Genomic DNA, 15099 nt, shown 5'->3' with positions numbered 1-15099 from the left:
TGCAGGGCGAGCGGATCATCGACCAGGCCACCTTCTCGGCGGTGGTCGTGATGGTCATCGTGACGACGATGGTCACGCCACCGGCGCTCAAGTGGAGCCTGGCGAGAAAGCGTTGAAGAGAAAGAGGCGTTGAAGGTTGAGGAGAAGAAGGCGTTGAAGCGTCAATAGACCCGGCCGCCCAGCGGCACGTCCCGCTCGGGCTCGAGCAGCACCACGCGGCCCGCTTCGTCCGGCAGGCCGAGGACGAGCACCTCCGACGCGAACCCCGCGATCCGGCGCACGCCAAGATTCACGGCGGCGATCACCAGCCGTCCCAAGAGGTCTTCGGGACGGTAGAGGTCGGTGAGCCGGGCGCTGGATGTCTTCTCCCCCAGCGGACCGAAATCGATCCAGAGCTTGTATGCGGGCTGGCGCGCGCCTTCGTTAGGTTCGGCGCGCGTCACTCGCCCGACGCGCAGGTCGAGGGCCGCGAATGCGGCGACCGGGTCCATGGAGATCTCCTTTTTAGGCTCGCACCAACTCGAGGCGAAGGCCCCCGGAGTGCAGCGCGCCGGCGATAGCGCCCGGTGTTTCGGGCGCCACATGCTGGATGAATAACACCTTGGGCTTAGGGGTCATCGGGCGAGGGAGAACCTAGCGGCTCTCGAGACAGCCTGCATCAGATGAAGAAAAGAGCTCCCGAGGAGGGACTCGAACCCCCGACCCGCCGGTTAACAGCCGGCTGCTCTACCAACTGAGCTACTCGGGACCGAAACCCTGAATCGTAGACGGATGCGGTTGGGGAGTCAACCGCTCGGTCAGCGAAAGACAGAGTAGGCGATCAGGACCAGGTTGGCCGCCGTCATCAGGAGCCCGAGATCCTCGCGGGTGAATCTCTTCCGGGGGACGATGAGCTGGTCGCCGGAGCGGATTCCAAGCTCGCTCAGCGTCGCGCGCGCGATGGCGGAGGGCTCGATCGAGACCTGGATCTGGTCGCCCGAGCGGATGAGGCGCATCTCGCGCTCCCGCGCCGAGCGGGTCGGACCGCCCGCGAGCGCCAGCAGGTCGAACACCGTCATGGTCGGGTCCGGGGAGTAGAGCCCGGGCCGCACGACCTCGCCGAGCACCGCCACACGGAACAGCGGGACGATGGTCACGAACGGCTGGGTGAAGAGCTGGCTCAGGTCCTGCCGGATCCGCTCACGGAGTTGCGTGACCGTCATCTGGCGGACGTTGACCTCGCCGATGATGGGGAAGAGCAGGTTGAAGTTCTCGTCGATCGGGAACTCGCCTGAAAGCTCCTCGTGGCCCCAGACCTGGACCTTGATCACGTCGCCGGGGCGGACGGCGAGCGGGGACGCTTGCGCGGTGTCTGGGGGGAGCGGTGTCAACCGCGCTGCCGGAGGACGGCCGCCACACCCCGCCGCGCCGGTCAGAGCGAGCAGGGTGGCCAGCGCGAGGAAGTGACGGGTGGGCCGCATGGCGCCGAAACTAACGAGTCGCCAGCAACGGCGCGAGGTAGCGGCCGGTCCAGGACTCCGGGTGGGCCGCGATCACCTCGGGCGGACCCGCCGCCACGACGCGTCCGCCGCCCGCCCCGGCCTCGGGTCCGAGGTCGATCACCCAGTCCGCCTTCTTGATGACGTCGAGGTGGTGCTCGATCACGAGCACGGTGTTTCCCGCGTCCACCAGCCGGTCGAGGACGCCGAGGAGGACGCGCACGTCGTCGAGGTGGAGTCCGGTCGTGGGTTCGTCGAGGATGTATAGCTTGCGGCCGCGCTTCCTCCCCGCTGCCGACAGCTCCCGCGCGATCTTGAGCCGCTGGGCCTCGCCACCTGAGAGGGTCGGGGCCGGCTGGCCCAGCCTCAGGTACCCGAGGCCGACCTCGGTGAGGTGCCAGAGCGCCCGGCCCAGCTTCTCCTGGTGCCGGAACCGCCGGATCGCCTCGTCCACCGTGAACTGGAGGACGTCGGCAATGGAGTAGCCCCGGATGCGGACGTCGAGGATCGGACGGCGGTACCGCGTGGCGCCGCACGCCTCGCACGGGACGTAGACGTCGGCGAGGAAGACCATCTCCACCTGCACGTGGCCGGCGCCCTCGCAGACGTCGCACCGCCCGCCCCCCGACACGTTGAACGAGAACGTCGCCGGCGTGTAGCGCCGGGAGCGCGAGAGCGGCGCGGCGGCGAACAACTCACGGACCTCGTCGAATGCCTTCACGTACGTCACGGGGTTGGACCTCGGCGTACGCCCGATGGGCGACTGGTCCACGAGCACGGCGCCATCCAGCGCCTCGAGACCGGTGATGCGCCGCACGCTGCCGACGGTCTCGCCGAGGTGTTCCTTTGCCGAGTGGCGTCCCTCGAAGTGACGCTCGAGCTGCCGGTAGAGGACATCGCTCACCAGTGTGGACTTCCCGCTCCCGGAGACGCCGGTGACCACCGTGAGCGTACCGAGCGGGATGGCCACCGTGAGGCCATCGAGGTTGTGCGCGGTCGCCCCTTCCACGGTGAGCCAGCGCGGCCCGGCTCGCCGGCGGACCGACGGCACGGCGATGCTCTTCTGGCCGGAGAGGTAGGCGCCGGTGAGCGTGGAGCCGCGGAGCATCTGGTCGCTGGTGCCCTCGAAAACGAGCTGTCCACCGCGCTCGCCCGCGCCCGGCCCCAACTCCACGAGCCAGTCGGCGGCGCGCATGGCGGCGGGGTCGTGCTCCACGGCGAGAACGGTGTTGCCCTGGTCGGCGAGACGGCGCAGGAGCGCGAGCAGCCGGTCGGTGTCGCGCGGGTGCAGGCCGATGGTCGGCTCGTCGAGGACGTACAGAGTGTCGGTGAGCTTGCCGCCGAGTGCGTTGGCCAGAGAGATGCGTTGCGCCTCCCCGCCGGAGAGGGTGCGGGTCTGCCGGTCGAGCGTCAGGTAGCCCAGGCCCACGTCCTTCAGCACCTCGAGGCGCTGGTTCAGCTCCGCGAGCACGACGTCGGCGACGGCGCGCTCGTACGCGGTGAGCGGCAGGTTCGCCACCCAGCGGGCGAGATCCTCCGCGGTGCGCGCGGCCGCCTGGCCGATGGTCTCGCCACCGACGAAGACCGCGAGCGCGTCGGGCCGCAGCCTCTGGCCGTGGCACGCGGGGCACTCGCTCGCCATCTGGTACTGCCTGAGGAAGACGCGGACGTACTGCTTGTAGCGCTTCCGCTCGAGTCCTTTGAGGAACGGGAAGATGCCGAGGTAGCGGCCTTTCCTTCCGTGCAGGAGGAGCCGTCGGCTGTCGGCTTTCAGTTTGCTCCATGGCAAGTCGGTCGGGATGTCTTCGCCCTGGCAGGTCTGCTTGAGCAGCCTTCGCCGGCCCTCGTAGCGCGGCTTGGTCCACGGATCGATCGCGCCGTCCTCGATCGCCCGCGAGGCATCGGGGACGACGAGCCGCTCGTCGTACTCGAGCACCGCGCCGAATCCGTTGCAGCCGGGGCACGCGCCGCGCGGGTGGTTGAAGGAGAACAGCGCCGGTGTGAGGGTCGGGGCGGGCTCGTCGCACGAGAGGCAGCGGGGGGTGTTGCTGAAGCGAAGGGCTTTGCCGCCTTCCCCCACCACGACGACCAGTCCGTCGCCCTCGGCGAACGCCGTCGCCAGAGAGTCGGCGAGGCGCTCGGCGTTCTCCGGCGTCGCGATAACTCGGTCGACGATGACGAGCGCGCCCTTCGTCTTGCTCAGGTCGAGCTTCCTGGGGAGTTGGTCGAGGCGGTGCACTACGCCGCCGATCATGACGCGGACGAATCCCATCGCAGAGAGATTCTCGACGATCTGCGCGTGGTTCGCCCTGACCGCCGGCGGCAGCGGAAAGGCGACCATCACCGCCGGTCCGTCCGCCGGTCCGTCCGTCCGCCCTTCACCAAGCCGGTCCACGACCTCCTGCACCGTATCCGTCCTCACCTCGCCGCCGCACGCCACGCAGCGCGCGCGTCCGATGCGGGCCCAGAGGAGGCGCAGGTAGTCGTAGATCTCGGTCGCCGTGCCTACGGTCGAGCGGCTGGAGGTCGTGGGGTTCTTCTGCTCGATCGCGACCGCGGGCGCGATGCCCTCGACCGAGTCCATGGCGGGCCGCGGCATCCGCTCGAGGAACTGCTTGGCGTAGGTCGAGAGCGATTCGATGTACCGCCGCTGTCCCTCGGCGTAGATCGTGTCGAAGGCGAGCGACGACTTCCCCGAGCCGGATGGGCCGGTCAGGACGATGAGGCGGCGGTGCGGCAGGGCGAGGGTGAAACCCCGCAGGTTGTGTTGCCGGGCCCCCCGAACGACGAGCATGCGGTCCACAGCCTGGGAACGGTAGCCACCTCGCGGCGGGCAGGCTAGTTTCCCGGCCTCATGGCCTCCATCCTCAACCCGCGCACTTTGAAACGCGGGCTTCAGATCTTCGGCCTCGTTTCCGTCCTCGGCGTCGTGGCGGTCCTATGGCGGACCGGGGCGTGGCAATCCACGCTCCACGCCTTCGCGCAAGTGCGGCCAGGATGGTTGGTGGTAGCCATGGTGCTCGCCTCGTCCGATTGGCTTGGTGGCGGCATCCGGATCTGGCTCCTCACCAGGCACGTCTGGCCCAGGACGCCGTTCCGGGGCATGGTGACGGCGGGCGGGCTGACCGCTTGGGCGGCGTACCTCACTCCGGCGCAGGCGGGCGGCGGCCCGACGATGATCCTGACGATGAAGCGCTACGGCGTGCCGCTCCCCGAGGCCATGACCTCCACGCTGATGAGCTTCGTCACGACGGTGATCTTCTTCGCTGTCGCGGGACCGCTGGCGATCGTGCTGGGGGCCGGCCGGTCGCTCGAGGCCCACGGCATCCAGTTCCTGAGCATCTCGCTCTACGATGTTTTCAAGACCAGCGCCGCGACATTCGGCCTGGTCGGCGTCGTGATGATCCTCGCCCTCGGCTTCCCGAAGGTGACGACGTCGCTCTTCCACCGGGCCGTGAACTGGCTCGAGCGCCACCACGGCGAGCGGATGGCCAAGCGCGTCGACGGCCTGCGTGCCGGCATCGACCGCATGCACGAGTGCGTGGGGGCCTATTTCCGGACGCCGAGCGGCTGGCTCCAGATGTTCGTAGGCGTGCTGACGTCCGGGCTCGCGCACGCCAACCGCCTGCTTGCCGGCTACGTCACGCTGCGCGCGCTGGGGATCCAGGCGCACTTCGTGGACGTCCTGATCGTCCAGACCACGATATCGTTCCTGCTCTACTTCATGCCCACGCCCGGTGGCGCCGGGGCGGCGGAGGCGCTCTCGGCGGCGCTCATGAGCGTCTACGTGAGGAACGAGCTCCTTCCCGCCTACACCATCATCTGGAGGTTCACGGTCAGCTACGCGACCGTCATCTTCGGCTCGTTCGTCTTCTACAAGCTGCTGCACGGCCGCCTGGATGAGGTGGAGGAGACCGCCGTCGCGGGCTCCCAGATCGCGTGACGGCCTCGCTCCACGAGGAGGACGTCCTCGGCAAGCCGCTGGATGCGTCGCTGCTGCGGCGCCTGCTTCGCTACCTGATCCCCTACGGCTGGTCCGCGGCGTTCGCCTTTCTAATGCTCCTGGGCACGGCGGCGCTCCAGCTGGCGGGCCCCTACTTCACCCGGGAGGCGATCGACCGCGCCATCCCCACGCGCGACACCCATCGGCTGGGAGTGCTGGCGGCTCTCTTCTCCGCCGCGCTCCTCGCCGAGTTCGTGCTGGAGTACGGCCAGACCATCGTGACCGCCCGCATCGGACAGCGGGTGATGATCGACCTCAGGCTCGAGATCTTCGCGAAGCTCCAGCGCCTGGGTGTCGCATTCTACGACCGCAACCCCGTCGGGCGACTTATGACCCGCGTCACGAGCGATGTCGAGACGCTGAACGAGCTGTTCACTTCGGGCGTCGTGGCGCTCTTCGGCGACCTGTTCGCGCTGTTCGTCATCATGGCGTGGATGCTCTGGGTGGACTGGCGCCTGGCACTGGCCGCGTTCGCCGTCATCCCGGTGATGGCGCTGGCGGCCCAGGTCTTCCGGGTCCGGGTCCGCGAATCGTACCGGGAGATCCGGGTCCGACTCGCGCGGATCAACTCCTTCCTCCAGGAACACATCTCGGGGATGCGGATCGTCCAGCTCTTCGGCCGGGAGGAATGGACCCTCCACCGCTACGAGGAAGTGAACCGCGCCCACCTCGATGCGCACCTCGTGTCCATCACGGTGTACGCGGTGTTCTTCCCGGTGATCGAAGTGCTGATGTCCGTAGCGCTCGCCACGCTGCTGGTCTACGGCGGCGGGCGAGTGCTCGGCCACACGCTCACCATCGGCGTGCTGGCGGCCTTCTTCCAGCTGACCCGGCGCTTCTTCCAGCCCCTTCAGGACATCGCCGACAAGTTCAACATCGTCCAGTCGGCGATGGCCTCGTCGGAGCGCGTCTTCCGCCTGCTGGACGAGCCGGAGACGGTGCGGGACCCGGAGCCCGCCCGGCGCCTGCCTGAGCCGCCCCGCGGCGAGGTGGCGTTCGAGGACGTCTGGTTCCGTTACCCGAGCGCTGCGCCGCTGGGTGACGATGAGGGCTGGGTGCTGCGCGGGGTCTCGTTCACCGCGCGGCCGGGGGAGAAGGTGGCGCTGGTGGGGCACACCGGGGCTGGGAAGACGACGGTCATCAACCTCTTGTTGCGCTTTCATGACGTGGATCACGGCAGGATCACCGTGGATGGTGTAAACGTTCGGGATGTCGCGCAGGCCGACCTGCGGGCGCGGATCGGGCTGGTCCAGCAGGACATCTTCCTCTTCACGGGCGACATCCGGAGCAACATCCGGCTCGACCAGCCCATTGACGACCGGGCGGTGGAAGCCGCAGCCGAGCGGGTCGGGGCGCACCGCTTCATCCGGCGGCTGCCGCAGCGGTACGATCACCGCCTCGGGGAGCGCGGGGCGAGCCTGTCGGTGGGGGAGCGCCAGTTGCTCGCGTTCGCACGCGCGCTGGCGGTGCGGCCGGCGGTCCTGGTGCTCGACGAGGCGACCTCATCGGTGGACGCCGAGTCGGAGGAGCAAGTCCAGGCGGCGATCGTGGAGCTGATGCGTGGAAGGACGTGCCTGGTGGTTGCACACCGGCTCTCCACGGTCCAGGATGCCGACACGATCCTGGTGCTGCATCACGGGCAGATCCGGGAGCGGGGGGCGCACCGGGAGCTGCTCGCGCGCGGCGGACTGTACGAGAAGCTGTATCATCTTCAGCTCGGCGCGGCCCTTACACCGGGGTCGTAAGCTGCGCCAGCTTGCACCGTTACGCCGCGTCGGCTACGTTTTTCCCATCCCCCGGTTGAGGCTTGCTGATGGCATTTATCGAATTCGGCGGGAAGCGCCATACGATCCCGTCGGGCGAGATGTTGATTGGTACGGGGGCCGATTGTCACCTCAGGCTCGAGGGACAGGGCATCGCCCTCCGGCACGCCGTGCTCACCGCGGCCCCGGACCTTTCCGTGGCGATCCGGAAGGTGGATCCGGGTGCGGCGATCGAGGTCAACGGCGTGATGCTCGGCATGTTGCCGCAGCCGCTGCTGCATGGGGACAAGGTCACGATCGGCGGCATCGACCTGCTCTTCGTGGATGAGCGGAAGAGCGGCAGCACGCAGTACATCTCCGCCCTGAAGCTCCCCGACCCGCCGGCCGGACCGTCGAAGGCCGCCGGCAAGGCGACGACCGCCACGGGTGGCCGAATCGTTTCGCTCACCGACGGGCGCGAGTATCAGGTGCTGGGAGCATCCCTGAAGTTCGGCCGGGACGCGAGCGCAGACGTGGTCGTGCTGGGTGGACAGATCTCACGGCGCCACGCCGAGATCATGGTGAGCCCTCGCGGCTACATCCTGGTGGACTCGAGCACCAATGGGACGTTCGTGAACGGGGAGCGGGTGCAGAACCAGCGGCTCCTGGCCCGAGCGGACGTGATAAAGCTGGGAGAGGAGGAGTTCCGGTTCTACGCGGACGTCGCGCCCGCGGCGCCTGCGGCGCCCGCGGTCCCGGTCGCTCCGGCTCCCGCGCCACCAGCGGCCGCACCGCCGCCTGCTCCGGCTCCACCGCCGCCTGCTCCGCCGGCCTTCACCGCGCCGCCCCCACCCCCGGCGGGCGCAGCGCAGCTGGTTTCGACCGGATACTTCGAGACCGGCAAGCCGGTGCCGTCCGTGCCGCCCGCAGCCCAGGCGCCACCGCGGGCTGCGCCTCCTCCCCCGGCAGCCGCGCCTGCACCGCCCGCGCCGAAGCCACCGGCCGCTGCCGTACCGCCGGCGGCCCCGCCTGCCCCCAAGCCTCCTGTCGCGGCCGCGCCGCCACCGGCCCCGCCCGTGCCCAAGCCGCCAGCCGCCGCTCTGCCGCAGGCTCCGCCGCCGTCCGCCCCCAGGCCCGCCGGCCCGCCGGCGCTCGCGAAGTTCCTGGTGCGCACCGGGTCGCTCAAGGGCCAGCGCCTGATCGTGAAGGTGCCGGTGGTGAACATCGGCCGCGCGGACTACTGCGACCTCGTCATCCCCGACGACTCGGTCTCTTCACAGCACGCCAAGCTCACGCGGCGCGAGGGGCTGTGGATCCTCACCGACCTCGAGTCCACCAACGGCACGATGGTGGACGGCGAGCGCGTCAAGGGCGACGTCGCCATAGCGCCCGGCGCCTTCGTGCGGTTCGGCGACGTGCAGCTGGTGTTCGAGCCCACCGACGATTCCTTCGGCGTGAACGCGCCGGTGTCCACGCGCATGATCTCGGCCGTCAAGCTCCAGGACATCAAGCCGCCGTCGGGAGGCCGTTAGGTGAGCGTGACTCTGCACATCACCTGCGCCGCTCGCACCGACGTCGGACTGATACGGTCCGGGAACGAGGACAATTACCTGATGGTCCCCGAGCGGGGGGTGTTCGTGGTGGCGGACGGGATGGGCGGTCACGCGGCGGGCGAAGTCGCGAGCGACATGGCGGTCCGGCTCATCTCTCGGGACCTGGGCTCGTTCAAGGGTCTCGCGCCGGAGGACGCCGCGACGCGCCTGTCGCAGGCCATCCGCGGCGCGAACGCAGCCATCTTCGAGCGGACGCTGGCCGAGCACGACAAGCGCGGGATGGGCACGACCGCCACCGTCATGGTGCTCCACAGCAATCGCTATCTCATAGGCCAGGTCGGCGACAGCAGGGCCTACCTCCTCCGCGAAGGCGTCTTCCACCAGCTTACGAAGGACCACTCCTACGTGCAGGAGCAGGTGGACGCCGGGTACCTGACGCCCGAGCAGGCGCGCACCCATCCCTACGCGAACGTGATCACGCGGTGCGTGGGCGCGAGCGGCGACGTGCTGCCTGACATCTTCTCCGGCACGGTGCGGGCGGGCGACACCTATCTGCTGGCGAGCGACGGCCTCACCGGGATGGTGGAGGACGACGGGCTCGCGTCCATCCTCCAGACGCAGGGCACGCCCGAGAAATGGGTGGACCGCATGGTGGCGGAAGCCAACCGCCGTGGGGGGTTGGACAACATCACGGCGATCATCGTGCACGTGGATTCCGCGGGAGAGATGCCGGAGGACACGACCACCACTGCGGAAACCCGGTCGCCGCGCACCAGCGGCGAGACCCAGGCCCCGGCCGTCGCCTAGCAGATCGGCCGGAAAGTCAGCCGGCCAGCACTTCCAGCAGCGCCTCCCGCTCCACCTCGACCGGCCGCCCGACGAACACCCGCAGCCGGCACGCCGACTCGGCCAGACCGGCGGCGAACGGAGGCAGGTCCATCCTGCCCGGCCAGCCCTTCTGCGTGAGCCGCTCCACCGAGCCGTCGCGCCGCACGATGGGGAGGTCGAGGCCGAGCATCGCCTCCTTGTGCGGGAGGTCGATGAGCAGCTCGCCCCGACCGAGTCCCACCGCGCGTGCCAGCGCGTCCTCGGCTCTGGCGAGCCGCACCGCGTCGTCCCGAAGCCAGGATGGCAGGGGCGCCGGCAGTTCGGCGGGCAGCGACTCCAGCGCGCGCTTGTAAAGCCGCCGCTCCCTTAGCGCCTTGGCCATGCCGGTCCGGTCCCGGGCGGCGATGTCGTGCACCAAGGCGTCGTCGGTGGTCTCGACGAGCGAACCGGGGTCGAGCGCGCGGTCCAGGACCGCCTCGCGAACCAGGCGCTTGAACATAGCGGTCGCGCTCCGGACCGCGTGGTGCCAGTAAACGTTCCGGTACATCTGGTACTTCGCGAAGAGCAGCGACTCTAGCGCCGCGACGCCCTTCTCCAGGATGCCGACCGTTCGCCTGCCGCCCAGCTCCGTGACCGTGAGGCAGGCAAGGAGTCGGTCGACATCCACCTCGCCGTAAGGCACGCCGCACATGAGCGCGTCGCGCTTGAGGTAGTCGATCTTGTCCACGTCAATGGAGCCGGAGATCAGGCCCGCGAGCGGATGATCGCTGGTGCCGCGGACCAGCGCCCCGAACGTCTCGGCGGGACGCTCGAAGCCGTGGTCGGCGAGCACTTCGGCCAGCGGCGGGCGCGAGAGCAGGCCCGCGGCGAGCGTTTCGTGCGAGGTGAACCCGGCTTCTTCGAGGGCGTGCGAGAAGGGGTAGTGACCGATGTCGTGGAGCAGCGCGCCGAGGCGGATGAAGAGCGAGTCGCGATCGGAGATGGCGTCGCCGCCCTCCTGCGCCCCCAGGATGTCGAGCGCGCGCCGGGCGAGCCCATACGCGCCGAGGGCGTGCTCGAAGCGGGTGTGGGTCGCGCCGGGATAGACGAGGAAGGCGTGGCCCAGCTGGCGGACGTAGCGCAGCCGTTGGAAGGCCGGCGTGTCTACGACTTCCAGCGCGGCGGGCTCCAGCGCGATGTTCTGCCAGAGGAGGTCGCGGACGACCTCCCCGCGGGGCCCGGCGCGCCTCACCAGGCTCAGCCCGCTTTCGGCCCTGCGTCACGCACCGTCTGCGGGACGCCGGCGGCGTACTTCTCGAAGTTCTTCGCGAACAGTCCGGCGAGCCTCGCGGCCTGCGCGTCGTAGGCGGCCCGGTCGGTCCACGTGTCGCGCGGCCTGAGTACGTCGTCCGGCACGTCGGGGACGTGGTGCGGCACCCGCACGCCGAAAACCGGATCGGGCGTGCAGGCTGCCCCGTCAAGTGCGCCGGCGAGCGCCGCGCGCAACATCGAGCGGGTGTACCCGAGGTTCATCCGCTGGCCGACGCCGTAGGGGCCGCCCGTCCAACCGGTGTTCACCAGCCAGCACGAGACCTTGTGCTGATGGATCCGTTTCCCGAGCATCTCGGCGTAGAGCGCCGGTGGCCGCGGGAGGAACGGCGCGCCGAAGCAGGTGCTGAACGTCTCCTTGGGCTCGGTCACGCCGCGCTCCGTGCCGGCGACCTTCGCGGTATAGCCGGACAGGAAGTGGTACATCGCCTGGTCGGCGGAGAGCTTGCTTATCGGCGGCAGGACGCCGAAGGCGTCCGCCGTGAGGAAGACCACGTGCTGGGGGTGGCCTGCCGCGCCCGACGGGACGTGGTTCGGGATGTAGTCGATCGGGTAGCAGGCGCGGGTGTTCTCGGTGATCTCCTGGCTGTCCAGGTTGAGCTCGCGCGTGACCGGGTCGATGACGACGTTCTCGAGCACCGTGCCGAAGCGCCGGGTGGTGGCGTAGATCTCCGGCTCGCCCCTGGGGGAGAGGCGGATCACCTTCGCGTAGCAGCCGCCCTCGAAGTTGAAGACGCCGCGGTCGCTCCAGCCATGCTCGTCGTCGCCGATCAGGCCGCGCTCCGGGTCCGCCGAAAGCGTGGTCTTCCCGGTGCCCGAGAGGCCGAAGAAGATCGCCGACTCGCCGTTCTTCGCCACGTTCGCCGAGCAGTGCATCGGCAGGACGTCACGGTCGGGGAGGAGGTAGTTCATTATCGTGAAGATCGACTTCTTCATCTCGCCGCCGTACCGCGTCCCGCCGATCAGGATCAGCTTCTTCGCGAAGCTGATGATGATGAAGGTGCCGCTCTTCGTGCCGTGCTTCGCCGGGTCCGCTTGGAACTCGGGTGCGTGCAGCACGGTGAATCCGGGCTCGAAGCCTGCCAGCTCGGCGGCGTGCGGGCGCACCAACATGTTGTTGACGAAGAGCGCGCTCCAGGCGCGCGGCGTGATGAACCGCACCGGGAGGCGGTACTTCGGATCCGCACCGGCGAAGAGATCGCGGATGAAGAGGTCCTGGGTCTCGAGGTGGTGCAGTACCGCGGCGTGGAGCGCGTCGAACTTCGCCGGCTCGAACGGCTGGTTGACGTTGCCCCACCAGACCGTGCTCTCCGACGCCGGCTCCCGAACCACGAACTTGTCGTTGGGGGAGCGGCCGGTGTGCGGCCGGGTGATCACCACGATCGGGCCGCCGGCGGCGACCGTGCCCTCACCGCGCTTCACGGCCTCTTCGTACAGGCCCGCGGGGGTGAGGTTCCAGAATGCCGTGCCGGTGTGGCGCAGGCCGTGACCGTGAAGGGTCGAAGGGGCGGCGGTCGTGGTCATATCAGTCAGGGTCCGAAGTCGAAAGTTGAGCCGGAAAAAGTAACACCGGAGTCTGAAACCTGCAGGGCCGTCACCGGCACCGCTCCTGCGCGTCCACGGCGGCGATAACGGCCATGTTGACGACGTCCTCCACGCTTGAATCGCGTCGCAACAGGTGCACCGGCTTGGCCGTGCCCACGATCATCGGGCCGATGACCTGCGCGCCCGCCAGGCACTTGATGAGCTGGTAGGCGATGTTCGCCGCCGCGACGCCGGGGAAGATGAGCACGTTGGCCTGCCCCTTGAGCCGGCTGAAGGGGTACTGGCCCCTGAGGAGGGCGGGCGTCAGCGCGGTCTCGGCCATCATCTCGCCGTCCGCCTCGAGGTCCGGCTCTTCGTCGTGCAGGATGCGGGCCGCGAGGGCCATGCGGGTGCTGTCATCGGTGCGGTAGGACCCGAAGTTGGAGAACGACAGCAGCGCTACCCTTGGCACCAGCCCGAAGCGCCGCACCAGCTTCGCGGTCTGTGATGCGATGGTAGCGACGGTCCGCGCGTCGGGATGCTCGACCAGGGTGGTGTCGGCGAGGAAGTAGGAGTCGCGCTCGATCGTAACCGCGATGACGCCCGCGGCGATCCCCGCAAGCGGGGTCACGCCGACCACCTGGAGCGGTGCGTGCAGCTTGTCCGGGTAGATCTGCTCGATGCCGTACAGCAGCGCGTCGGCATCGCCCAGCGCCACCATCAGGGAGCCGAAGTAGTCGGGACGCGACGCCAGCTGGATCGCCTGGTGCTCGGTGACGCCCTTGCGGGCGCGGCGCTCCCAGAGCCCCTTGGCGTAACGCTCCCGGGCGGCGTCGGTCGCGGGGTCCACGATCGTGAGGGCGTCGAGAGGCACCTCGGCCTCGGCCGCTGCGCGCGCGATGCGCTCCCGGGAACCCAGGAGGATCGGTTTCGCCACGCCTTCGTCCGCGAGGAGATGCGCGGCGCGGAGGACCCGGTGGTCGTGCCCCTCGGGAAAGACCAGTCGCTGGAGGGTCCGCCGGGCGCGCGCGGTGAGGGTGCGCACCAGGGCCCGGCTCGCGCCGAAGCGCTCCTCCAGCTGCTCGCGGTAGCGGACCGGGTCGAGAGTGGTGCGCGCCACGCCGCTCTTCACCGCGGCCTCGGCGACCGCCGGCGCCACCCACAGCAGCACCCGGGCGTCGAGCGGCTTGGGGATCAGGTAGTCCGGCCCGAAGTGGAGGTGGTCGAGACCGTATGCCAGGAGCACGGCTTCCGGCACTTCTTCGCGCGTCAGCGCGGCAAGGGCGCGGGTCGCGGCCATCTTCATCTCGTCGTTCACCGCGCGTGCGCGGACGTCGAGCGCACCGCGGAAGATGAACGGAAAGCCGAGGACGTTGTTGACCTGGTTCGGGAAGTCGGACCGGCCGGTGGCGACTATGGCGTCGGGGCGGGCCGCGCGCACTTCGTCCGGCATGATCTCCGGCGTCGGGTTGGCGAGCGCGAACACGATCGGCCGCTCGGCCATCCCGGCCACCATGTCGCGGGAGACGATGCCCGCCACCGAGAGACCCACGAACACGTCGGCGCCCTTCATCGCCTCGCCGAGGGTGCGGGCGTTCGTGTCGCGGGCGAAGGCGGCCTTGTATGGATTGAGGTCGGTGCGCTCGGGGTGCACCACGCCCTTGGTGTCCACCAGGATGATGTGCTCGAGCTTCACGCCGAGACGCACGTAGTGGTTGGCTGTCGCGATCGCCGAGGCGCCGGCCCCGCTGAACACGACCTGCAGGTCCTCCAGCCTCTTGCCGACGATCTCGGCGGCGTTGAGGAGCGCGGCGCCGGAGATGATCGCGGTCCCGTGCTGGTCGTCGTGGAAGACCGGGATCTTGAGCCGCTTCTTGAGCGTCTCCTCGACCTCGAAGCACTCGGGGGCCTTGATGTCCTCGAGGTTGATCCCGCCGACAGTCGGCTCCAGCATCTCGCAGAAGCGGATGCAGTCCTGGGCCGTGGGGGCGTTGATCTCGAGGTCGAAGACGTCGACGTCGGCGAAGGCCTTGAAGAGCACGCCCTTGCCCTCCATGACCGGCTTCCCGGCCAGCGCGCCGATGTCGCCGAGGCCGAGCACCGCCGTCCCGTTGGACACCACCGCGACCAGGTTGCCACGGGCGGTGTAGCGGTAGGCGTCGTCGGGGTTCTTCTGGATGTCGAGGCAGGGCTCGGCGACGCCGGGCGTGTAGGCGAGGGAGAGGTCGCGCTGGGTCTTGCAGGGCTTGGTGATCGCTATCTGGATCTTGCCGGGCCTGCCTCCGGCATGGTAGTCGAGTGCTTCCTGGCGACGGACGGTCATGGCGACCTCGGGCGTGCGGCCCGGGTCGTGCTAGCCGCGGCCGGAATCGAGTCGGTTGATCTTCTCCACTCGTTTCTGATGCCGTCCTCCCCCGAAGGGAGTGGCGAGGAACGCGCGCACTATGTCAGCAGCAAGCCGCGTGCCTATCAGCGTGCCGCCCAAAGTGAGTACGTTGGCATCGTTGTGTTCCCGCGCGTTGGCAGCGGTGGTGAGGTCGTAGCATAGGGCCGCGCGCACGCCGGGCACCTTGTTGGCCGCCATCGAGCTTCCGATCCCCGCGCCGTCCACCATGATCCCCCGCCAGGCCCGGCCGTCCACTACGGCTCTGGCAACAGCAACG

At 69.3% G+C, this 15099-nt stretch carries 11 protein-coding genes and 1 tRNA gene; 4 read left to right on the top strand and 8 right to left on the bottom strand.

The genetic code is table 11. The features are described from left to right. Positions 1-161: 161 nt before the first annotated feature. The 4 genes from Q8Q85_16085 to uvrA all read right to left on the bottom strand — a co-directional run bounded on the left by Q8Q85_16085 (position 162) and on the right by uvrA (position 4272). Positions 162-491, bottom strand: coding sequence for a tRNA-binding protein (locus Q8Q85_16085; GenBank protein ID MDP3775779.1), 330 nt, complete (start codon positions 489-491; stop codon positions 162-164). Between the two features lie 184 nt (positions 492-675). Next, positions 676-748 (bottom strand) — tRNA-Asn (locus tag Q8Q85_16080). Positions 749-797: 49 nt separating this feature from the next. Then, the gene (locus tag Q8Q85_16075) at positions 798-1460 is read right to left on the bottom strand and encodes a polysaccharide biosynthesis/export family protein (GenBank protein MDP3775778.1); all 663 of its coding nucleotides are present in this window, start codon (positions 1458-1460) and stop codon (positions 798-800) included. Positions 1461-1470: 10 nt separating this feature from the next. Beyond that, complete coding sequence (gene uvrA / locus Q8Q85_16070) at positions 1471-4272, bottom strand: excinuclease ABC subunit UvrA (protein ID MDP3775777.1); 2802 nt, start codon at positions 4270-4272, stop codon at positions 1471-1473. 60 nt (positions 4273-4332) lie between these two features. Here uvrA and Q8Q85_16065 point away from each other — a divergent pair, with 60 nt between their 5' ends. The 4 genes from Q8Q85_16065 to Q8Q85_16050 all read left to right on the top strand — a co-directional run bounded on the left by Q8Q85_16065 (position 4333) and on the right by Q8Q85_16050 (position 9583). Continuing rightward, positions 4333-5421 carry a lysylphosphatidylglycerol synthase transmembrane domain-containing protein gene (locus Q8Q85_16065; protein MDP3775776.1) on the top strand — a complete coding sequence of 363 codons (1089 nt, stop codon included), beginning with the start codon at positions 4333-4335 and terminating at the stop codon, positions 5419-5421. Then, positions 5418-7226, top strand: coding sequence for an ABC transporter ATP-binding protein (locus Q8Q85_16060; GenBank protein MDP3775775.1), 1809 nt, complete (start codon positions 5418-5420; stop codon positions 7224-7226). Before Q8Q85_16065 ends, Q8Q85_16060 begins: the two co-directional genes overlap by 4 nt. Before the next feature lie 68 nt (positions 7227-7294). Beyond that, positions 7295-8755, top strand: a complete 1461-nt coding sequence (locus Q8Q85_16055; protein ID MDP3775774.1) for an FHA domain-containing protein — start codon at positions 7295-7297, stop codon at positions 8753-8755. After that, the gene (locus Q8Q85_16050) at positions 8756-9583 is read left to right on the top strand and encodes a Stp1/IreP family PP2C-type Ser/Thr phosphatase (protein ID MDP3775773.1); all 828 of its coding nucleotides are present in this window, start codon (positions 8756-8758) and stop codon (positions 9581-9583) included. A gap of 16 nt (positions 9584-9599) precedes the next feature. Here the strand turns inward: Q8Q85_16050 and Q8Q85_16045 are convergent, their stop codons facing one another. The 4 genes from Q8Q85_16045 to Q8Q85_16030 form a co-directional block, all read right to left on the bottom strand. Further along, positions 9600-10835 carry an HD domain-containing protein gene (locus Q8Q85_16045; GenBank protein MDP3775772.1) on the bottom strand — a complete coding sequence of 412 codons (1236 nt, stop codon included), beginning with the start codon at positions 10833-10835 and terminating at the stop codon, positions 9600-9602. Positions 10836-10840: 5 nt separating this feature from the next. Beyond that, positions 10841-12436 (bottom strand): phosphoenolpyruvate carboxykinase, encoded by a 1596-nt coding sequence (locus tag Q8Q85_16040; GenBank protein ID MDP3775771.1) that lies wholly within the window; start codon positions 12434-12436, stop codon positions 10841-10843. A gap of 70 nt (positions 12437-12506) precedes the next feature. Then, a complete protein-coding gene (locus Q8Q85_16035) occupies positions 12507-14759 on the bottom strand; it encodes an NADP-dependent malic enzyme (GenBank protein ID MDP3775770.1) in 2253 nt (750 codons plus the stop codon). A 30-nt stretch (positions 14760-14789) separates the two neighbouring features. Next, on the bottom strand, positions 14790-15099 hold a 310-nt coding region (locus Q8Q85_16030), incomplete at its 5' end, for an RpiB/LacA/LacB family sugar-phosphate isomerase (protein MDP3775769.1).

The sequence above is a fragment of the Gemmatimonadales bacterium genome, from assembly GCA_030697825.1.
Taxonomy (GTDB): Bacteria; Gemmatimonadota; Gemmatimonadetes; order Gemmatimonadales; family JACORV01; genus JACORV01.
This window is presented reverse-complemented; position numbering and strand designations above follow the sequence as displayed.

Coding starts and splice junctions, on each gene's coding strand:
- Q8Q85_16040 (MDP3775771.1), bottom strand. CDS start 12,436: ATGACCACGACCGCCGCCCCTTCGACCCTTCACGGTCACGGCCTGCGC.
- Q8Q85_16075 (MDP3775778.1), bottom strand. CDS start 1,460: ATGCGGCCCACCCGTCACTTCCTCGCGCTGGCCACCCTGCTCGCTCTG.
- uvrA (MDP3775777.1), bottom strand. CDS start 4,272: ATGCTCGTCGTTCGGGGGGCCCGGCAACACAACCTGCGGGGTTTCACC.
- Q8Q85_16065 (MDP3775776.1), top strand. CDS start 4,333: ATGGCCTCCATCCTCAACCCGCGCACTTTGAAACGCGGGCTTCAGATC.
- Q8Q85_16055 (MDP3775774.1), top strand. CDS start 7,295: ATGGCATTTATCGAATTCGGCGGGAAGCGCCATACGATCCCGTCGGGC.
- Q8Q85_16085 (MDP3775779.1), bottom strand. CDS start 491: ATGGACCCGGTCGCCGCATTCGCGGCCCTCGACCTGCGCGTCGGGCGA.
- Q8Q85_16035 (MDP3775770.1), bottom strand. CDS start 14,759: ATGACCGTCCGTCGCCAGGAAGCACTCGACTACCATGCCGGAGGCAGG.